The sequence below is a fragment of the Myxosarcina sp. GI1(2024) genome (assembly GCF_053543375.1).
Map to the genome: position 1 here is coordinate 406719 of NZ_JBKGTY010000001.1, position 18983 is coordinate 425701.

Sequence of the window (18983 nt, forward strand, 5' to 3'; positions counted from 1 at the left end):
AAACCGAAAGATGAAAACAATACTTAAAATTCTTATTGGTGCTGCTTGGATAGATGGCATTATTCAACCAGAAGAAAGAAAATATTTACGCCGGGTAGCGCAAGACTTTCGACTGGCAAACGACCCAGAGATCGAACCGCTGCTATCGGAACTGCGACCCGTACAGCCAGTAGAATGCTATCAGTGGCTAGAGGAATATCTTGGAGAATATCATTCTCACGAAGACTATTTAGAGCTGCTAGAAAAAATTAGCGGTTTGATTTATAGCGATGGTTATGTCGATGTCCGCGAAGCTAAATTAATGGAAAAAATTAAATACTTAGATTCTGCAAATGAATCTAACAAAACTATATTTAATAAGCTATTGAAAAAGATTCAAAAGCTATATCGCGCAGCAATGGAACAGAGTGTTTAGTACTTAAGTTCTAGTGATTTCAAACTGATTTTCTAAGTCGTACTGGCTAGATCGCTAGCTTGCTGTAAAACTCGAATTAAATGCGATCGCCCCAGTTGGCCATTATATTACTTTTATATTTATTTAACTATAATGTGGATATTTGTTTGGCTATAGCAATACAGGTATAAATATCGGCAGTGGTTTTAATTGCCAAGTCGCTGATATGAGTGGTACTGGCTCGATAACCAGCTTGCTGTAAAGCTTTAATTAAATGCGATCGCTTGGGAATATCTAGTTTTCCTCTCTTGCCAATTTCTCCTAAAGTGTAAAAGTAAGGTGGAAACTCGATTTCTGCTGCTAGCTTGGACAATAATTTGGTTGCTTCTCGCCATTGCCACTGTCGCGCCATTATGGTTAAACGCTCGATGTATTGTTTCTGATGTAGTTCTCCTAACCACATAGCACCACTGAGAATTACAGTAGGATTGGAGCAGTTGCAGCTAACTTTACCTAACTTACGCCAGCTAACTGTTTGGTAATTGCCGCAATTATGACAGTAAGCAATAAAACCGTAGTTTTCTGAATTTAATTGAGACTTATGAGTCAATCTCAGCATCAGACGGTAGGTTTTACCCGTAAATAGGGAAAATAGTGGTTCGACACCCAAACCTTTAGTGGCCGCTTGCTGTTGTACGCTACCAATTAACAATCTCAAAGCCTGTTCGTGAGCGGCTGGATGAGCGCGAGCGATCGCACCATAAGCTTGGATGCTGTTATCTGGTAAATGTCCCGTTAGGGTACGTCCATCGGTGCTAGTCAAGTAAATCAGACCGCCGATTTTTGTCGCCCAGAGCATAGTACTGAGGTATGGTACTGCAGTACCAAAGCAATCTACATCGACTAGATCGTAATAATCGCGATCGCCATAGCACTTAAAAAAGACTCGATGAGCATCTAGGTGAGTCAATTGATAAGAAGCGATCGCCCAAGTCAAATTTTGTTGCAGCAGAGAATGTAATTGGGGATTTCCTTCATTTACCCACAAATAGTCGGCATGGCTTTCTAAAAAATAGCGCAAACTGCGGACTCCACAACCAGCCAAAGCATCTAACACTCTCAAGCTACCCATATCCTGACGATAAGCGGTGGCAGCTAAAACTCCGAGATCTCTGACTATTTTAGTTTGCCGATTGTAAAAGGCTTTACCTACTCTAAATTTTGCTTGACCTTCTGTCTGCCAAAGAAGTTGATTCACGGGATTTGTCAGGATATAGCACGATCGCGCCGACTTAAAATTTTGTTTGACTTAGATCGCTGTTGACGAGTTGTTACTAGCAGAGTAGTTTTAATTTAGACTTAGAGTGGCATCAAGACGTTTGCTATTGGCAAGCGTCTTTTTTTAATCGTCGAATTTACTAGCTATTTCTCTTTCTCGATAGTGAGAACATCCTTTACATGGTCCGTAAGGCGCGATCGCGCAACGAACATAGCGAGAAAGAGCATTATACTGACAACTAGCATCGCCAATATGGCGTTTGCTCACTCTTTGACGACTATTTTCATAGTAAATCTCACGCCGTGAGTTTATCGTTCGAACGCGTCTCAGTCGCGATCTCCACCTGCGATTGAATTTCTGGACGATTATTAAATAAGTCAGAGAAGGCAACACACTAAGAATAAACAAGGTAGCCAGCTTAATTGTCAGCTCTTGATGAAAATCACTAATCACGATCGAGAGAGAGGTAATGTTCAACAGGATATTTTCATTTTCCTACAAAAAAGCAGGTGGTTCTAGTTTGGGGTTAATTTTGCTAGTAGGAAAACCTCGTTCGAGCTGCTGCATTTTTACTCTTTTGGCTTGAAGTGCTGTATGTAAAACTTTCATCGCTATCTCTGGCTTTCCCCGACCACAAAAAAATAAATCGGCAGCAAAATAACCGTGTTCTGGCCAAGTATGGAGAGCAATGTGAGACTCGGCAAGAGTAACCGTAGCCGTTATGCCTTGAGGACTAAACTGATGTAGACAAATATCGATTAGAGTAGCTTCTCCTGCCGCGCTCGCTTTAATTAAAGCCTGACGTATCTTTTGAGGATCGTTTAAAATCGCTGGCGGTGCCTGCCAAGCATCTAACACCAAATGAGTTCCTATTTTGTTCATTGGCTGGCTTACCCTCCAACTGTTTTCAAGCGAGCTATTGAGCTAGCGTAGGTATAGCATAGACAGATGCCGTTCTCTGTTTGTAGAGTTGGAATATGCGCTTTTGGGATTAAAATAACTACTATTGTAGCCATGTAATTATTCTGTTATTGTCTCGGACTCGTCGCGATCGCCTATCAACTCTTACTCGAACAAAATTTAAATCAAAATGTCTCAACTGCAAGCTTTAATTTTTGATGTTGATGGAACTTTAGCCGATACCGAACGAGACGGACATCGAGTAGCTTTTAATCGTGCTTTTGCTGAAGCTGGTTTAGATTGGCACTGGTCGATAGATTTGTATGGAAAACTCTTGGCAATTTCAGGAGGCAAAGAAAGAATTAAATTTTATCTCCAGCAAGAGCATCCTAATTTTAAACCCGATGAAAATTTAGCTGATTTTATTGCCAAACTTCACCAAATTAAAAGTAAATACTATCAACAACTGCTCGCATCGGGAAAAATCTCCTTTCGCACCGGAATAACGAGATTAATTACGGCAGCTAGAGCCAAATTGATTAGATTAGCTATAGCTACCACTAGTAGTTTGAAAAATACGATGGCTTTACTGCAACATCTCAATTCCGATTGGTTTGAATTAATTGCCGCAGGAGATATCGTTCCCCATAAAAAACCTGCACCAGATATTTATAATTATGTTTTAGAGCAAATGAATTTATCGCCTCAAAACTGCTTAGTTTTTGAAGATTCTCAACACGGTCTACAAGCTGCGAGCGCCGCAGAAATTAAAACAATTGTTACTGTCAATGACTACACCAAAGACCAAGATTTTAGTCAAGCGGCACTAGTTCTAAATCATTTAGGAGAACCAGAAAAACCTTTCGAAATTCTACAAGGAAATTGTCATAATCATAATTATTTAGATCTTGATAGTTTGAAAAAGCTATTATAGTAGTAATCTCTGTCTTTAACCGAGTACTATCTAGCTAATTGCTCGAGTATGTAAGAATAAAATTTTTCGCGATCGACTTGTGTCATCACCCTAACTTTTTTACCGCCGGCTTTAATAAATGTTCTGCCTTGACTTACACCCTGAGTAAAAATATCGGTTTCTTTTTCTTCAATATGATAAAACTCAGGGCGAGCTAAATAAGCCGTAGCTAAAATATCCCAACAGTAATAATTTTGGGGAATTGCCAGAGCATAACACATTCCAGCTAAATCTGAAAGTGGATGTTGTCTTTGTTTAGTTAGTTGGCAAATTAATTGAGGGGTAACCGGAACGGTATTAGTTAAATCTAGAGGACAAAGAGTGATGGGGATCGGAGTATTCCAGACTTGCTTGGCGGCTATAGGATCCCAGTAGACATTCCATTCTGCCGAGCCGTCATGTTCTAAAGCAAATACTTTTTCCACATTACCATCAACGCTCAACGCGCCTCCCATCCAGATAATTTCGGCAATTCGGTCAATTAGCTTGGGTTGTGTGGCGATCGCCTCTGCTACAGTAGTTAAAGGTCCCGTGACCATTAGAGTTACTGGTTCGGGTGCGTTTTGTAATTGACTGATGATAAATTTCTGTCCCGACTCAGAAGCTAAAGGAGTTTCTATGGTTTCTCGTTCGTTAAGTAAGGGAAAATTATCGATAATTAAACAGTCACGGCGAAATTCGGGAGGAAACGGGTTTAAACCCCGAACGGTACTTTCGGCAACGGGAACATCAGTACCTCCCATAAGCTGAATAATTTTGCGGCTAACGCTCACTGCGGCTTTACCATAGCAGTCGGCAGGAGTAACTACAATTCCCAGGGGTATAATTTCTTCTGTCATGGTCAATAGCAGCATCATCGCCAGAAAGTCGTCGATCGCCCCATCGTGATCCATTAATACCAATTTTTTAGTCATGTCGCTTTCCAAAGATACCAAATTTTAACCGATCGAAACGCCGGAAGAGCGATCGAGCCATCTATCGGCACATCATTATTAATTTGGTCTAATTTTAATAGGCGACGACTAAAATTTTGAGAGTCTCTGGCGGTTGCGATATGATATTCACGGCGATCAACATCTGACAACAGCAATAATGAAAATTACTCGCTGTCTTCATACGGCTATTTTGGTATCCGATCTCGATAAAGCAGAACAGTTTTACGGGAATGTTTTAGGTTTATCAAAATCGTCCCAGCGTACCTCGAAATTTCTCGGTGCTTGGTATCAAATTGGAGAGTATCAGCTTCATCTAATCGTTCGTCCTAATTTTAAGGCAGAAATACACAACTTAGAAAAATGGGGGAGAAATGCTCATTTAGCTCTGAGGGTGAATAATTTAACTATCGCCAAACAAAAGCTGGAAAATGGAGGGTACCCCATTCAAATGAGTTCTTCTGGACGAGCTGCTTTGTTTACTCTAGACCCAGATAATAACATCATCGAACTGAGTCAAAGTTAAGTAACAAGTAAATTTGTTCTAGCAATATCGTCCTAATAATGAGCTTACCAATTTGGCATCAGCCAGAAATTATTACTCGCTCTCAAATTTTAGTTAATAGCTTTGAAAAGGCGATCGGTCGAAAACTAATCTCGTCAGTGGATAGTCCAGAAACCCTCTCTAAAACCTTATTTTTTGCTCCTTTTGCACTGGTTTCTCATGACGACAGCAGCGATCCCATTCTTACTTACGGTAATCAAGTAGCTCTAGAATTATGGGAAATGTCTTGGGAAAAGTTTATTCAAACCCCTTCGAGGCTGACAGCAGAAATGGAAAATAGAGAAACTAGAAAAATGATGCTGGATCGGGTAGTAAGGCAGGGATATATTGATAACTACAGAGGAGTGAGAATTTCTAGCAGTGGTAACAGGTTTTTAATCGAACGAGCGATTGTTTGGAATCTCAACAATGAAAGAGGAGATTATTGTGGTCAAGCTGCAACTTTTTCCAATTGGAGCTTTTTAAAAACTTAGAGCACGCTAGTCAGTACAACAGGCGATCGCGTCTGACAAGACTCAAAGTTCAGTCGAAGCAAGCTTCAGATGCTGCTTTGTGCAAGCTCAACATTTTGTTAATTCAAAACAACCCTTGGGAATTATGCCACAATTATAGAAGGTGAAAACCCAGCCTTTGAAAGCGTGGGATGAACAACCAAGCTGTTTGTCAATGCGATTTACAGCAAAGTGCAGTTCGTGGTAAAATCATACCATGCAACAGCTTCGAGGATTTAAATATCGATTTTACCCCAACTCGGCTCAACGATTAGAGCTAGCGCAAACATTTGGCTGTACGAGGTTTGTGTACAATTGGGCATTGGCTCTGAGAACCAATAGCTATTACGAAGAACAAAAGTCGCTATCATACACCGATACCTCTAACGCCCTAACCAAGTTAAAGAAAGACCCAGAAAAAGCTTGGCTTAAGCAAGTTTCCTCCGTACCGTTACAGCAAGGATTGAGAAACTTAAACAAAGCATTTGAAGCATTTTTCAAGGGTCGGACCAAATATCCAAGATTTAAGAAAAAGAGCGGTAAACAATCGGCTACCTATGCTGCTAACGCCTTTACTTGGAAGAACGGTAAGCTGACTCTAGCTAAGATGAAGCAACCGTTAAAGATTAAGTGGAGCAGAAGTTTTCAAGGTGAGCCAAAACAGGTAACAGTTAGCAAGGAGCCTGCTGGCAGGTATTTTGTTTCGTTTTTGGTAGAGGAAAAATTAGAGCAGTTTGAGCCAGCTACAGAAAGCGTCGGAATTGACTTAGGCGTTAAAGACGTGATGGTTACGAGCAAGGGTTTTGCTTCGGGTAATCCTAAGTATTTCTCTAAGTATCAAGCTAGACTAAAGACTTTACAAAGAAGATTAGCTAAAAAACAGAAAGGCTCAAATAATAGATATAAAGCTCGGCTCAAGGTGGCAAAGCTACACGCCAAGATAGCCGACTGTCGAAAAGATTTTTTACACAAGCTGACGACTCGATTAGTGACTGAAAACCAAAGCATATATGTCGAAACGTTAGCCGTAAAAAACATGATGGCTAACCATAAATTAGCCAAAGCAATAGCCGACTGTGGTTGGGGGGAAGCTCTAAGACAGTTGGCGTATAAGTGCAAGTGGCACGAAAGAACGTTAACGGCAATAGATAGGTGGTTTCCGTCGAGTAAACGATGTAGCTCATGCGGCTATATCTTAGACAAACTGGCTCTTTCAGTTCGCAAGTGGACTTGTCCAAATGATAGCTGCCGTACAACTCACTTGAGAGACGTTAACGCAGCTAAGAATATTTTAGCTGTCGGGCAGACGGTGATAGCTTCTGGACTGAGCAATAGCGGGGAGATAGAGCTTCTATCTCTAGCCATCTCAGAATGAAGGAAGAATCCCACGCATTCTATGCGTGCGGAGTGTCAATCGATAAACTAGAACAAGATTGTTTGACTATTTGACTTTTAATAACTAATGATGAATGATAATTTACCTTTAATATATATTTTAGCTCTGCTAGCAATTTTAATTTTTGCTGCTGTTTTTATTCTAAAAGAAGTTATCAAAACTCGCCGTCAAGAAACTACGTTTTCTCGCCTACAAAACAAACTCAAACAAGAGCCGGGAACTTCTAAAGAATACTATCAACTCGGTAGCCTTTACCTAGAAAAAAAGCTTTTCGTACAATCAATTAATTTATTCAAAAAAGCGTTAAAAGCAGATAAAAATATCGAACCAGAAAATCAGGCTCTCATTCATAACGCCATGGGTTATGCTTATTTCGGACAAGAACAATATGATATTGCGATTAGGGAGTATAAAGAGGCGTTAAAGATTTATCCTGAATACGTAGTTGCTTTGAATAATTTAGGGAATGTTTATGAAAAAAAACAGATGATAGTAAAGGCGGTAGAAATTTATAAAGAAGTACTAAAAATTGCTCCCGAGAATAAAACAGCGCAAAATCGCGTCAAGTCATTAGAGAAACGCTTAGTGTCAACGAATTCTTAATTTGTTAATAGTTGTTAATTGATGATAGTTTATTTCGCTCGACAATTAACGATTAACTATCAATAATAAATTCTTCCATATTTAAGTTCGAAATGGGCTGGATTTTTCTTACCTAGGTAAAATATCCTTCATCTATAAGTAGATTGGGTTCTCGCGTCGCTGCAACTGCGATCGCGTCGCATCTTTCATTCTCGGCTATACCTGCATGACCTTTAACCCAAACAAACTCTACCTCGTGTTGTTTACACAAATTGAGTAATTCTTGCCAGAGATCGGGGTTTTTAGCTTTCTCTTTTTTATTGCGCTGCCAGCCATTAGCCTGCCAGCGTCTTGCCCAACCTTTATTGACTGCATCGACAATATATTTGGAGTCGCTATACAAAGTAACGGCACACTTATTTTTTAAAGCCTTTAAAGCCGCGATCGCCGCCATCATTTCCATACGATTATTGGTGGTTAGCTGATAACCGCCAGCTATTTCTTTTCGGTGTTCCCCATAAATTAGAACCGCACCATAACCGCCAACACCAGGGTTACCAGTGCATGCACCATCGGTGTAAATTGTAACTCTTTTTAGTTGTTCTGACACGATTACCAGTTGACCACAAACAGTTATTAATTATATCCGGCGCTCTTTGAAGACTTCAGTCCAGAAGTAAAATTAGGCGATAAAGATTAAGATCGTACCGAGGAAAGTTCAATAAACAATATGATTCAGTCTAAATCTAAATCTTGGACATTTGACGAGTTTCTGGCACAGTATCCCAATGATGGAAAACGCTATGAACTAATTGATGGAAATATTGTCGAAGTGAGACCGAGAGGACAACATGAAAAAATTGCTGGGTTTATTACTATTGAGTTGGGTACAGCAATTCGTCGGCAAAATTTACCCTATTTTATTCCTAATACTTGCTGTGTTAAACCTCCAATTGATAATGTTGGCTATATCCCCGATGTAATTATTTTGGATGAAGCAACTATTAATCAACTATTAATAAAGATCCATATTGGGAAAAGCATTCAACTATCTCTCTCGGTAAATCCGCTCGATTAATTATAGAAGTCGTTAGTACTAACTGGCGAGATGACTACGGACGCAAGCTGACGGACTACGAGGCGATGGGAATACCAGAATACTGGATTGTCGATTATTTGGGTTTGGGTGCGACTAGATATATTGGTTCTCCTAAAATGCCGACACTATCAGTATATTGTTTAGCTGAGGATGGAGAATATCAGGTACGACAGTTCAAAGACGAGCAAAAAATTGAATCACGGATCTTTCGCAGTTTAAACTTGACTGCAGCACAACTATTCGCAGCAAAATAAAAAGCCAAATGAATCATTAAGGCTAGAACCCGTACGTTTAGTAAGTATCCATATAAAAGCCCTTCCCACATCCCTAACTATTTTTATTTTAGGTTCTGAAGCTCGATCGGAAGGAACTGCAACAGGGGTAAAAGTTATTCCTTAACTACCAAGAACTATAAAGGCGATCGCTTTAGCTCTCGGCATATGGAAATTGGAAGTAATCAAAAAGATATGCTGATAATGTTGGTGCTTGAAGCCTTTGACTAGACTAGTGAAGTTAGTAACGGTATCGACAGCACGATAATCAAGATGAACTCGTTGTGTGGCAATGCCAGCATCTCGAAAGATGCGACGAGCTTGCTGTTCGGGCAGACCCGATGAAATCCAAATAGGTAAGGAGGGGTAAAATTGAGCAAATTGAGCAGTAAATTCTTCTCTTACTTTTCCTCCACCTAAGGTTAAAATGGCTTGAGGATGTGGTGTTTGTTTATAGGCTATCATTAAATTAATGACAATACCACCTAAAATAGTTATGCTGATATACAAAAAAATTAGAATGAAAAGTCGAATAGTTTTTCGTCTAAATTTCATCGCTAAATTAGAAGATAGATTTGTAACTTAGCATTTTTCCTATTGATATTTAAATATCCCGAGCTAAAATAAATCATTATAATAAAAGCCTTCTTACCATCGTAAGCTTATTAACGAGAATTATCTTATAGTTTGAGTTAGCAAGTCAGCCAATTCAGTTAATGTTTTTTAGCCAATTTATTTGTTTCAATAATCTTTGTATAAGTTTCAACGAGCTTTTTTCCTATTGTCGACCATGAATATCGGTCGGTTGCCAGGTGAATTCCATTTCGTCCGAGATGGTCTCTTAATGCCGAAGACGTAATTAGTTTATCTAAAGCATTTTTACAAGATTTAGCATTTCCTTCTATAATCAAACCTGCTTCTGCTTTAAGTAATTCTGGAGCTATTTGCACATCTTTAGTTATTACTACAGCCAAACCTGCTGCAACTGCCTCGGCTACTGAGATACCAAAATTTTCTGAATGAGAGGGAAGTACAAATACATTAGATCCTGATAATAGTAGCTCCTTACTATATCCAGTCACAAAACCTGCAAAAGTTACACAATCATCGAGTTTATATAATTTGACTAAATTTTTAATTTGAGACACATAGCTTGATTCTCCAGATCCAGCTACGATTAGGTGAAACTGCTTGTTTTCCTGTTTTAGACTGCGACTTGCCTCCAATAATAGTTCGAGGCGTTTTTTTGGATGTATTCGCGATAAAAATAAGATGATAGGAACGTTAGCCGGAATATTGTATGTATAACGTAATTTTTCCTGAGAGTCCGATCCTAACAATGGAGTTTTTACACCAAGAGGAATATTGAAAGTAGGAGTCTTTATGCCAAAGTTTCGCACATTATACGCTTCTTCTACAGACGTACAATGAATAGCAGCTGCTTTAGATAAATTTCTTCGTTCGAGCAAAAGACTGTATAGCCTTTTTTTCCATTTGCTCTGTGCTAGTGCCCAAGGGGTTAGCTGACCGATGGTTCTGACTACGTAGGGAATATTATAATGTCTAGCCATTGCTCCTGCATAAGTTGGAGCATAAGAAAATAAAAAATGAGTGTGTATTAAATCATAATTTTGTATATGCTGGCGCAACCATTGAGAGATATCGTAAGAAAATATGAACTCTTTCATTGGCAATGGATGACGCGAGAAAAACCTCACGGGAACGCCTTGGTAATCAATTTTCTTGTTGAGTGGAACATCTAAATAGTTTTTCCCGTCGTCGTTGGTAGTTGCAATTTCGGCTTCAACTCCTAACTCGTTAAGAGCTTTTACCATTCCTTTAACAGCTTGACTAGGACCACCCTTAAGCGGGGAAATAGACGGAAGGACATGAAGAATTTTCATATTTAATATTTTTTGGCTGAATTATTAATATTAATAAAAAAAGTAAGCAGCACTAAAAATAGCTAGATATTCAACAAACATAAATGTCTATCAAATCCAAAACAAAAGTCCCCATCTTTCATAGCATCTTCGTCTAACAGCCAACATTAAAATCATCCAAAATAAGAAAGAAAAAACATTTCCCGCTGAATATATAGCTGGTTCAAAAATACAGATAATTAAACCACTAGCTAAAGTTGAAATCATAGTTACTAGCTCGAAGTTACGCCAAAATTTTACAAAATAATAAATTACAAATCCCCACAACAAACTAAAGAAACAATAGGTAAAGGGCCAGCCAATTTGTATTGCCAGACCATAATAACTACTCATAACTCCATGACCGCGCAATCCAAGTTTGGTTAATAGGGTTCCGTAATGTTCGTGAATTTCTATATCTGCACCAAAGCCATGACCGATGTTGGGTTGCTTGGCGATATATGTCTTAGCTAGTTCCCAAAAATAGATACGATTAGATCCCGTTGCTAATGAGTCCTCTCGTAGCACATTATATATAAAAAAGTCAGTTTGAACGAACAATGCCAAACCCAAAATGGCGAACCCAGATATAGCGATCGCTTGGTAGGGTCGCTTGGCAAAAAATGAGATGAAAATTATTACTATAGCAATACCACTGCTTAATATCGCACTGCGGCTACCACAAGCAAAGAGATTGAGAATGAATATACTAAGTATTGCCAGATAGAGCTTTTGGCGGGTACTTAACCATTGAGCCACAGTTAGGGGAATAGCCAAACTTAAAATTAGACCGATATTATTTGGGTTCTCGAAAAAACCTCTAAAACGTCCGATTAACCAGCTATTTCCGAAAAGAATTAGGGGTAGATTTACTGCAAGAATGATTCCTAATGTCTGCAAAAATTTACGAATCAACAATCGTTCTGAGAAACAATCGGCATATTCCCATAGAGTCCAAAACGTGCATCCATACAAAAACGTTACGCTGATAGCTTTTTGGACTGTGATCCAAGGCTGAACCGTCCAAATTTCGGAAGCTAAAAATAGCAACAGAAATAAAATAATAGCTCTGTCTACACTAGTTAAAATTTTGCCTTGGTGTCCGGCTCTTCTAAATCCCGAATTGGTAGCGATCGCACAACCAACGAATAAAACAGCCCATCTTAGAACTGTGCCAACTTTGGCTAATGGCTCGAATTGTACCGTTGCTATAATAAAAGGTAGCGCATAAAAAACAGGAAAATGCTTCCAGAAGAACTTAGGAACGAGAGACGATTGAGTGATTAGCATATTGTTAATAGGTAAACTTTTCTAAACTCTTGGATGATAAATCTGGCTCTCGAAAGCTATAATCTCCTAGCTGTCTTAAGCCCTGTAATAAAGTCTCTGTCCATCGTTGTGGTGTGTATTGCTTGGAAAGTTCGTAACTAGCCTGTCCGTAGGCTAAACGTTGCTCAGATGTCAGTGAATGCATTGCTATAAGTGCCTGAGTTAGTCTATCGACAGAGGCAGTAGGAAAGCTAAAACCATTGTGGTAAGAGCGCAAAAGATGCACTCCTGCACCACAGGCTTCGGAGAGAATCAACGGTAAACCACTCGCGGCAGCTTCTTGAACTACGACACCCCAAGGTTCAAACCGACTGGGCAATATAAAAGCCGACGCACTTTGCATCAAGTTAGGAAGAGCTTGGGGCTGCACAAAGCCTTTATCTATCGCACCAGAAGCAATCAGCGTCTTGCGTAAAGATCCCGCACCCGCACAAACTAGCGACCAAGGTTCCGTTACCTGCTGGCAATAAGCTCGATAGGCAGCGGCAAGAGTATCAAGTCCTTTTTCTGGTGCATAGCGTCCAACATATAAGAAGTAAGGGTGCTGTTTTGATGCTATCTGTTTTGGTTGAGTGGCAAAAGCATTCCAGTCACAAGCATAGTAACCATCCCAACAACGATCGCCAACAAATCCTAGAGCGCGTGCGAGATAACGCTGACGTTCTCCCGTAACCCACAGTATATCGATAAATTTTTGTATGTGTATGGGAGCTAGCCACGAAGCAATGTACTGACGCAAAGAACCCTTCCATTGAGTATCACAAGCCGCAATGATAGGAATGCCTCGAGATTTTAAATGCCGACAAATACTAACATAGCCCTTGTCTTTCCAGCCACTAATTAATACAGCAGACGGAGCAAACTCTAGTAATTGATTCAAGAGAGTTTCGTTGCTGTACTCATATCGGTCGAACACCCTGCCCAAATCGTCAAACTCTCTTGGGTCGAAGGGTGCATCTGGTTGGTTGGGCCAAGCATATATCAAAAGCTCTGCATTAGTTTGCTGTTTAAACTCATGCAGACAGGATGCTAAATAGCCAGATAGCCGAGTATGTAGTAGAGCAATTTTCATGGAATGAATTAATAAAGTTAGCTTGCTACAAGAAAACGACCTATACCGCTATCAGAGCTAAAAAGATGCGCTTTAATACTTTCTATAGACCAGCCAGAAGCTGGCAATACTTCTGAAAAGAAATACTTTGCAGTAGCTTGTCTGTCTTTTTCAATAAGTTCTAGAGTAGATTTCCGCACTAATGCTGGATTGGGTGGATGAAACTTATAGAATTCAACTGCTTTAGCTACAGATTTTGAGTTTGCCGCAACTATTGTGGAATTTACGGAGTTAAAGTAGCGATCGCGCCCTCCTAAAGATTTTGTACTGACAACAGGAAGTCCACACATATGAGCTTCCGTAACTGCCCAAGTTGCTCCCTCCTTTCTCGATAACGCCAAAGCGCAGCCAGAAGAGTGCATTAATTTAATAATCGAACTTAGGTCATGAATATAAGATGAGTTCCAGGTAGCGTGTTTTAATTTGGGTTCAAATAAACTAAGGTCGTTGTTGCCATCAAAGTTACTAGGACACGAATAAGTCAAAATGTGAATATTGTTAATGTCTTTAGCTAAATGTATTCGCTTGAACGGTTTGGCTTGGGCTGCACAAAACGCATCATATTTGCGCTCTTTTTCTAACTCAACCAAAGGAAAAGCGTCTTCGTTAATAAATTGTCCTTGAGGCATCAGGCAAACTGGAATCTTAAAAAGCTTGCAGCGATGGACTTCAGCAGTCGAATTTGCCATGACGACATAGTTTACGCCTCTCAATTTCATCAACTGCCAACGCTTGAAAATTTTTAAAGCAGATCGCCAGGTTAAAAACCACATCAAACCTTCAAAGCACCAGTCTCCCAACTTAAGCTTTGGTAGTAAGGCATTAATACCTTTTATACCCTGAACTATAAATACATTAGGGTTTCTGAAAATATAGTAGATTTTATTGGGAATAATACGATGGTAGGTAACCATAGTTATCCAATTTTATTTAACAAGATAGGCATCGCTGTATATTGACATTTATCTCGTGCTCATAGAAGCATTTTTTTTAACAACAGTTTGGATTGATTTTATGGTTTCTTGCGCTATCTTATCCCAAGTAAAACTTTCTGTAACTAAAGCTTGACTTTTAAGTTTCATTCTAGTTAACTCTGCCTCAGAAGCATTAATAGCATTTATCATAGCTCTACTAAGCTGGTCTATACTTCCAGGGCTAATTAGCCAACCATTCTTTTCGGAAACCATCGCGCTTACGGCACCAACATCTGTAGCAATTACAGCCAATCCGGAAGCCATTGCTTCTAAAATTACGTTGGGCATACCTTCAGAGTAACTAGGACACACCAATACGTCACAACTGCCTAAAATACTTTTAATTTTATTTACATCAGAAAGTTCTCCGTGATAATGAATTTTCTGAAAGTTTAATCTTAGAGTTTCGGGTATTGGACCAATAAAATCGAAAGAGAACTCATATTTACTTCCAAGTTCTCGAATAACTTGCATCAACTCTTCAATTCCTTTTCTTCTTTCATACCTCCCTATATAAATAAATTTTCTAGGAATATGAATGGAACGTATACTTGCGTTAGTCCACTGTGGTTCTATCCCAGTAGAAATTTCTATTATTTTTTCAGTTTTTACACCAAGATTTTTAATAATATCTGTAATTTTACTTCCGTAAGAAAAAACGTAATCCGTTTGTTTCAAATTTAATTTAACTGGTTTTCTCAGAAGTAAGTTTTTAAATTCAGCTTTAAGGGAAGCAGCCTTTTGAAACATTTCATATCCATGAAAATTAATACCAACAGACGGAGTACTCAAACCATTGCGTTTACTCTTTAGTAAATGCCAAGCTGTAAAACTCTTGGCATAGATAAAGTCTACGTCTAAGTTGTTCTTTAAAACTCTAAATATTTTCTCCGAATACTGTTTGCAGTCTAGAACATAATGACCCGGAAAATATCTATTTTTTGGAAAATCTATAACTATCGAACGAATATAATGTTTTTCTTCAGGTGAAAAAAACTCTAGCTTGGTAATATCGTATTCTAAGTTTTGTTGCGTATGATAAAGATCTATGTTAATGCGGTTCTGAGCGAGAAACTTAGTCAAATAGTAAGAATGTTTTTGCATACCGCCTATTACATAGGGATATATGCCATTAGTGAGTAGAGCTATTTTCACGGTCGCTTCATTAATAAAAACTGTTAACCAATAAATTTCAAACTTACTTAAAACAATTTACATGATTTCAACCATTTCATATTACGCACCCTATTTGATAGCACGTAAATCTGAGTTTGTCATCAAGGCAGTAGTAGCAACCTTATCTTTTTTATAATTTTCAATCGCTAGCTTGTATGCTTGGAACAAATTTTGCGCTTGTCGTTCGGTAGTAAAATGGATGAGAAATCGTTCGCGGCCAGCTTTGCCCATTTTTTCTGCCAAATGCGGACTTTTAATTAATTGTGCTATTTTATCTGCAAGTTTACTAATATCTTTTCGCGCAACCAGAAACCCGGTAACATTGTTTTCTAGCCATTGAGATACTCCACCAACGTCAAAAGCAACTACTGGTTTAGAAGCCGCCATTGCTTCCAAACCAACATTACCAAATACCTCTGCCCATACAGAAGGAAAAACTACTACACTACAGTTTAAATAGAGCCAAGACAATTCTGCACCAGCTTTTAAGCCTACTAAATATACATAATTCTGCAAATCTAACTTTTCTATATAGGCTTCAATTTCTTCTCTGTAATATCCGTCGCCCACCAGAACGAGTTTTTTGTTTAAGTGCTTTATTTGAGAAAATGCTTTTAGTAAATGAACTGTCCCTTTTGATTGAGCCAAACGACCAACATATAAAATATAGCCTGGTTCTAAATTTAAAATAGGTTTTTTCTGTACATTCTCAAAACGATTGCGATCGATTCCATTAGAGGCTACACTAATTTTATTAACAGGAATTCCAGCTTGAGCGGCTCGGTCTTTCATATACTGAGAGCCAGCAATAAAGCGAATATTTCCTCTAGATAATTTTCTTTTGTCTATACTATCGGTAACAGAGCGAAATAAGTTTAAAGGATGACGATTATTGCATCGCTTAATGTAAGCATTTGGTATACATTTCCAGCTTAACGAAAGAGGACATATATCATTAGTGCTAGCCCAAAATAACTGAGTTCCCGGACACCACCAGCTATAGTTATGTAAATGAATAACGACTGGTAATTTGTCAACTAAATACTTAATTATATTAATATTTGCTACCTCGTGAACGTGACAAACTTCTACATTGTATATATTAAGTATATTTTCAATCTTAAACATCCAATCTTGTTGCTTACTGATTGGGTTATCCAATTGAGGTAAGTAAATATTTTTCTTGATGCCTTTGGGTAACTGCTGAATATCCTCAGCCGTTAAAGCCATGACGTTGACACCTAAATTTTCTAAATAGGGAGCAAAATCTAGTATTCTTCTAGTAACGCCTCCTCCTATGGACAGAGATGTGTTTATATTAAGTATATTCATTTAGTTTATATATATAATTTAGAATTTGACACTAACTATTTAGGCTGAATAATTTGCTCGAAGATGTTCAAAGTGCGTTCGGCAACTTTTTGCCAGGTATGGTTAATTTTTATTGTTTGAAAGAGACTATTTCCTAGTATTTCTCTAGTAGAACGAGAATCAACTAAAATTTTTAGCTTATCCACAAAATTTGCCAGAGAATTTTGCTCGAATAATAAACCGTTTTCGTTATCTCGGATAATTTCTCGAACATTAGAAAAATCTGCTGCTACGACTGGGCGTTTCGCCGCACCATAGTCAAACAGTTTGACAGGAGAATCATAGTTATTACATCCTGGTAAGGTACAAATGTCCATTGTCGCTACTAGGAGTGGTACTCGTGCGAATTCAACCGCTCCTGTAAATACAACTTTATCTGCAATACTCATTTCTAGTGCTTGTTTTTGATAGTTTTGCCAAATTCCTCCGCCAACAATTAAACCTTTTACTGGGTAGTTAGCATCATCTAACAACTTTATGCTTTTAAGTAAAAGATCTATTCGATGTTTTTCTAAAACGTGTCCCACAAATCCAACTACTATTTGATTTTCAAAACCCATTTTCTGACGCAATTTGTTTACGTCTTTTTTCGTAACTTGTAAATGTGCTTCCAAATTTACACCATTGTGTATAACCGCGATCTTGCTCGGATCGACTCCTGCCGAGATCATTTTGTTCTTAAAATTTGCAGAAACTGCAATAAGATGGTCTGCTTGCTGCCACTTACAAATATGTTTATTTTTATATAGTTTTGGAATGGAAGATTTATGAAATGTGCTGCCTGTTTTCCCCCAAAAAAAACCATTGCACTCAATTACATAAGGAATTTGTTGTTTTTTGCAGTATTCCGAAATTTCAAAATTGCTAAAGGAATCTCTTTCGTAAACAAGATCGCACTTATTTAGCACTGACTTATTTTGTTTTAATAGGTTTTGATTGCTTTTTTTAGTACGCCAGTTTCTGTAAAAGATTTTTACAAAATTTGGTACTACTGAAAATATCTTACTTTTAGTTTGGAAATGGTTAGCTCGATTGACCTGAGCGTTTTTTAAATATTTTTGATAATTAGTAACCAAGAAAACTTCATGACCTGCTTTTTGAAAGTGCTTTATATTTTCTCGCACATGTGCAGAAGCACCGCTAGTGCCGTTTATACTTATATTTTCTGCTAAAACATATGCTATATTCATAAGTTTATAATTTAATACAATTGTATTGTCGTAAAGAAAATTTTTTTAGTTTTCATGCCATATATCAACTGCTGAATTGTTAATGAGTTCTGCTAAACCATCGTTTTGAACTCTGTAAAAATTATTTAATAGTTGTTTAGTTTCGGGATTTATTTGAGGCTTATTTTCTGACGAATGTGGATTAATAGATATATGTATTTTTTCTGTTATACGAGAAGTTAAGCCAACCCCATAATCTTCTCGATCGAGCTTGATCGGATAATGTTCATCATAAAAGCGTCGGTCAATTCCTTGCAAAATTCTATTTCGTAAAATTTGAAAATTTTCACTTTTTGGAAAACGAGCTTGATTGAAATGCTTTTTGTTTAAATAAAAGTTTTCTATGCTAGTTTTTAAAGATAAAAAATTACAAACTTCGCTCAATATTTTTTCTGTTTTGTTAATTAAATCTTCAAACAAAATAACTTTTATATTTTCAGGGTTAAATATCGAAAACCATCGCGTAATATGTTCTTTATAAAGTCCTTGAAATAACAACGTTGCTGGCTGAACTTCAATCATTTTCTCAAAGTTGCACATGGCTCTACCACTTCTTAGAATGTGAAGATATTGACTCCATGCTCTATCTATAGGATTTCTAATCATGAAAATTATTTTTACATTTGGAAGTTTTTGACATATACGTTTAGGTGCTAGTACACAAGGTAAATAAGTAGTAGAATCTTCACCAAGTAATTGCCCCGCTCTAGCATCTTCAAAAAAAGACGAATACCAGTTCCAAAAATTTGGATCGTCTTCCAGATATTTATTCCAAAGCCACTTTTGAGTTTTTCTACTTAATAATGGTGCATGAAGCAAAAAGTCATCGATGGAGAAACAATGGATTTCACGGTCGGGAATAAATATTTTGTGATGAGTATTAAGCAAGTGGTGAAGTGTTGTAGTCCCACACTTCATTGCTCCTCCAATAATAAAGTCAGGTTGTTTTTGCATTACTTTGAAGTTATTAGATTTCAACTTATTAATT

21 protein-coding genes and 1 pseudogene are annotated in these 18983 nt (G+C 38.0%); 7 read left to right on the top strand and 15 right to left on the bottom strand.

All coding sequences use genetic code 11. The annotated features are described in order from the left end of the window. The first annotated feature begins 10 nt into the window (after nt 1-10). On the top strand, nt 11-415 hold the full coding sequence (locus tag ACLFKQ_RS02055; protein WP_448998253.1) for a tellurite resistance TerB family protein: 405 nt from the start codon (nt 11-13) through the stop codon (nt 413-415). Between the two features lie 127 nt (nt 416-542). Here the strand turns inward: ACLFKQ_RS02055 and ACLFKQ_RS02060 are convergent, their stop codons facing one another. From ACLFKQ_RS02060 to speD, 3 genes are all read right to left on the bottom strand, one after another. Then, nucleotides 543-1652, bottom strand: coding sequence for a tRNA (guanine-N1)-methyltransferase (locus ACLFKQ_RS02060; RefSeq protein WP_448998254.1), 1110 nt, complete (start codon nt 1650-1652; stop codon nt 543-545). 144 nt (nt 1653-1796) lie between these two features. Continuing rightward, nucleotides 1797-2150, bottom strand: a complete 354-nt coding sequence (locus ACLFKQ_RS02065) for a DUF6464 family protein (RefSeq protein WP_448998255.1) — start codon at nt 2148-2150, stop codon at nt 1797-1799. Nucleotides 2151-2168: 18 nt separating this feature from the next. Then, on the bottom strand, nt 2169-2555 hold the full coding sequence (speD, locus tag ACLFKQ_RS02070) for an adenosylmethionine decarboxylase (RefSeq protein WP_448998256.1): 387 nt from the start codon (nt 2553-2555) through the stop codon (nt 2169-2171). A 208-nt stretch (nt 2556-2763) separates the two neighbouring features. Here speD and ACLFKQ_RS02075 point away from each other — a divergent pair, with 208 nt between their 5' ends. After that, nucleotides 2764-3507: an HAD family hydrolase gene (locus ACLFKQ_RS02075; protein WP_448998257.1), complete on the top strand. Its 744-nt coding sequence runs from the start codon at nt 2764-2766 to the stop codon at nt 3505-3507. Between the two features lie 26 nt (nt 3508-3533). On the opposite strand, the gene ACLFKQ_RS02080 is transcribed toward ACLFKQ_RS02075, so the two are convergent. Further along, on the bottom strand, nt 3534-4460 hold the full coding sequence (locus tag ACLFKQ_RS02080) for a nucleoside hydrolase (protein ID WP_448998258.1): 927 nt from the start codon (nt 4458-4460) through the stop codon (nt 3534-3536). Then, a complete protein-coding gene (locus tag ACLFKQ_RS02085) occupies nt 4457-4630 on the bottom strand; it encodes a hypothetical protein (RefSeq protein ID WP_448998259.1) in 174 nt (57 codons plus the stop codon). The genes ACLFKQ_RS02080 and ACLFKQ_RS02085 overlap by 4 nt, the downstream gene beginning before the upstream one ends. 8 nt (nt 4631-4638) lie before the next feature. Here ACLFKQ_RS02085 and ACLFKQ_RS02090 point away from each other — a divergent pair, with 8 nt between their 5' ends. From ACLFKQ_RS02090 to ACLFKQ_RS02105, 4 genes are all read left to right on the top strand, one after another. After that, entirely contained in the window at nt 4639-5004 is a 366-nt protein-coding gene (locus tag ACLFKQ_RS02090) for a VOC family protein (protein ID WP_448998260.1), read from the top strand. A gap of 38 nt (nt 5005-5042) precedes the next feature. Continuing rightward, nucleotides 5043-5516, top strand: a complete 474-nt coding sequence (locus ACLFKQ_RS02095; RefSeq protein WP_448998261.1) for an MEKHLA domain-containing protein — start codon at nt 5043-5045, stop codon at nt 5514-5516. A 235-nt stretch (nt 5517-5751) separates the two neighbouring features. Then, on the top strand, nt 5752-6909 hold the full coding sequence (locus tag ACLFKQ_RS02100) for an RNA-guided endonuclease InsQ/TnpB family protein (protein WP_448998262.1): 1158 nt from the start codon (nt 5752-5754) through the stop codon (nt 6907-6909). 90 nt (nt 6910-6999) lie between these two features. After that, nucleotides 7000-7533: a tetratricopeptide repeat protein gene (locus ACLFKQ_RS02105; protein WP_448999435.1), complete on the top strand. Its 534-nt coding sequence runs from the start codon at nt 7000-7002 to the stop codon at nt 7531-7533. 112 nt (nt 7534-7645) lie between these two features. On the opposite strand, the gene rnhA is transcribed toward ACLFKQ_RS02105, so the two are convergent. After that, entirely contained in the window at nt 7646-8122 is a 477-nt protein-coding gene (gene rnhA, locus ACLFKQ_RS02110; protein WP_448998263.1) for a ribonuclease HI, read from the bottom strand. 120 nt (nt 8123-8242) lie between these two features. Between rnhA and ACLFKQ_RS02115 the strand changes: the two are divergent. Beyond that, nucleotides 8243-8865 (top strand): annotated as a pseudogene (locus tag ACLFKQ_RS02115) (Uma2 family endonuclease). Nucleotides 8866-9006: 141 nt separating this feature from the next. On the opposite strand, the gene ACLFKQ_RS02120 reads toward ACLFKQ_RS02115, so the two are convergent. From ACLFKQ_RS02120 to ACLFKQ_RS02160, 9 genes are all read right to left on the bottom strand, one after another. Beyond that, nucleotides 9007-9348 (bottom strand): YdcF family protein, encoded by a 342-nt coding sequence (locus tag ACLFKQ_RS02120; protein WP_448998264.1) that lies wholly within the window; start codon nt 9346-9348, stop codon nt 9007-9009. 248 nt (nt 9349-9596) lie between these two features. Next, a complete protein-coding gene (locus ACLFKQ_RS02125; protein WP_448998265.1) occupies nt 9597-10787 on the bottom strand; it encodes a glycosyltransferase in 1191 nt (396 codons plus the stop codon). Nucleotides 10788-10877: 90 nt separating this feature from the next. Then, nucleotides 10878-12095, bottom strand: coding sequence for an O-antigen ligase family protein (locus ACLFKQ_RS02130; protein ID WP_448998266.1), 1218 nt, complete (start codon nt 12093-12095; stop codon nt 10878-10880). Nucleotides 12096-12099: 4 nt separating this feature from the next. Next, nucleotides 12100-13206 (bottom strand): glycosyltransferase family 4 protein, encoded by a 1107-nt coding sequence (locus tag ACLFKQ_RS02135; protein WP_448998267.1) that lies wholly within the window; start codon nt 13204-13206, stop codon nt 12100-12102. A 17-nt stretch (nt 13207-13223) separates the two neighbouring features. Then, the gene (locus ACLFKQ_RS02140; protein ID WP_448998268.1) at nt 13224-14159 is read right to left on the bottom strand and encodes a glycosyltransferase; all 936 of its coding nucleotides are present in this window, start codon (nt 14157-14159) and stop codon (nt 13224-13226) included. 48 nt (nt 14160-14207) lie between these two features. Continuing rightward, nucleotides 14208-15374 carry a glycosyltransferase family 4 protein gene (locus tag ACLFKQ_RS02145; protein ID WP_448998269.1) on the bottom strand — a complete coding sequence of 389 codons (1167 nt, stop codon included), beginning with the start codon at nt 15372-15374 and terminating at the stop codon, nt 14208-14210. Nucleotides 15375-15464: 90 nt separating this feature from the next. Further along, entirely contained in the window at nt 15465-16727 is a 1263-nt protein-coding gene (locus ACLFKQ_RS02150; protein ID WP_448998270.1) for a glycosyltransferase family 4 protein, read from the bottom strand. Nucleotides 16728-16762: 35 nt separating this feature from the next. After that, nucleotides 16763-17956, bottom strand: a complete 1194-nt coding sequence (locus tag ACLFKQ_RS02155; RefSeq protein WP_448998271.1) for a glycosyltransferase family 4 protein — start codon at nt 17954-17956, stop codon at nt 16763-16765. A gap of 45 nt (nt 17957-18001) precedes the next feature. Further along, nucleotides 18002-18949 carry a sulfotransferase family protein gene (locus ACLFKQ_RS02160; RefSeq protein ID WP_448998272.1) on the bottom strand — a complete coding sequence of 316 codons (948 nt, stop codon included), beginning with the start codon at nt 18947-18949 and terminating at the stop codon, nt 18002-18004. Nucleotides 18950-18983 lie beyond the last annotated feature (34 nt).

Excerpts from the sequence above, each read along its gene's own strand:
- ACLFKQ_RS02105 (WP_448999435.1), top strand. The coding sequence starts at position 7,000 with ATGAATGATAATTTACCTTTAATATATATTTTAGCTCTGCTAGCAATT.
- ACLFKQ_RS02095 (WP_448998261.1), top strand. The coding sequence starts at position 5,043 with ATGAGCTTACCAATTTGGCATCAGCCAGAAATTATTACTCGCTCTCAA.
- ACLFKQ_RS02120 (WP_448998264.1), bottom strand. The coding sequence starts at position 9,348 with ATGATAGCCTATAAACAAACACCACATCCTCAAGCCATTTTAACCTTA.
- ACLFKQ_RS02080 (WP_448998258.1), bottom strand. The coding sequence starts at position 4,460 with ATGACTAAAAAATTGGTATTAATGGATCACGATGGGGCGATCGACGAC.
- ACLFKQ_RS02075 (WP_448998257.1), top strand. The coding sequence starts at position 2,764 with ATGTCTCAACTGCAAGCTTTAATTTTTGATGTTGATGGAACTTTAGCC.
- ACLFKQ_RS02155 (WP_448998271.1), bottom strand. The coding sequence starts at position 17,956 with ATGAATATAGCATATGTTTTAGCAGAAAATATAAGTATAAACGGCACT.
- ACLFKQ_RS02090 (WP_448998260.1), top strand. The coding sequence starts at position 4,639 with ATGAAAATTACTCGCTGTCTTCATACGGCTATTTTGGTATCCGATCTC.
- ACLFKQ_RS02100 (WP_448998262.1), top strand. The coding sequence starts at position 5,752 with ATGCAACAGCTTCGAGGATTTAAATATCGATTTTACCCCAACTCGGCT.
- ACLFKQ_RS02125 (WP_448998265.1), bottom strand. The coding sequence starts at position 10,787 with ATGAAAATTCTTCATGTCCTTCCGTCTATTTCCCCGCTTAAGGGTGGT.
- ACLFKQ_RS02055 (WP_448998253.1), top strand. The coding sequence starts at position 11 with ATGAAAACAATACTTAAAATTCTTATTGGTGCTGCTTGGATAGATGGC.
- ACLFKQ_RS02150 (WP_448998270.1), bottom strand. The coding sequence starts at position 16,727 with ATGAATATACTTAATATAAACACATCTCTGTCCATAGGAGGAGGCGTT.
- ACLFKQ_RS02130 (WP_448998266.1), bottom strand. The coding sequence starts at position 12,095 with ATGCTAATCACTCAATCGTCTCTCGTTCCTAAGTTCTTCTGGAAGCAT.
- speD (WP_448998256.1), bottom strand. The coding sequence starts at position 2,555 with ATGAACAAAATAGGAACTCATTTGGTGTTAGATGCTTGGCAGGCACCG.
- ACLFKQ_RS02135 (WP_448998267.1), bottom strand. The coding sequence starts at position 13,206 with ATGAAAATTGCTCTACTACATACTCGGCTATCTGGCTATTTAGCATCC.
- ACLFKQ_RS02140 (WP_448998268.1), bottom strand. The coding sequence starts at position 14,159 with ATGGTTACCTACCATCGTATTATTCCCAATAAAATCTACTATATTTTC.
- ACLFKQ_RS02160 (WP_448998272.1), bottom strand. The coding sequence starts at position 18,949 with ATGCAAAAACAACCTGACTTTATTATTGGAGGAGCAATGAAGTGTGGG.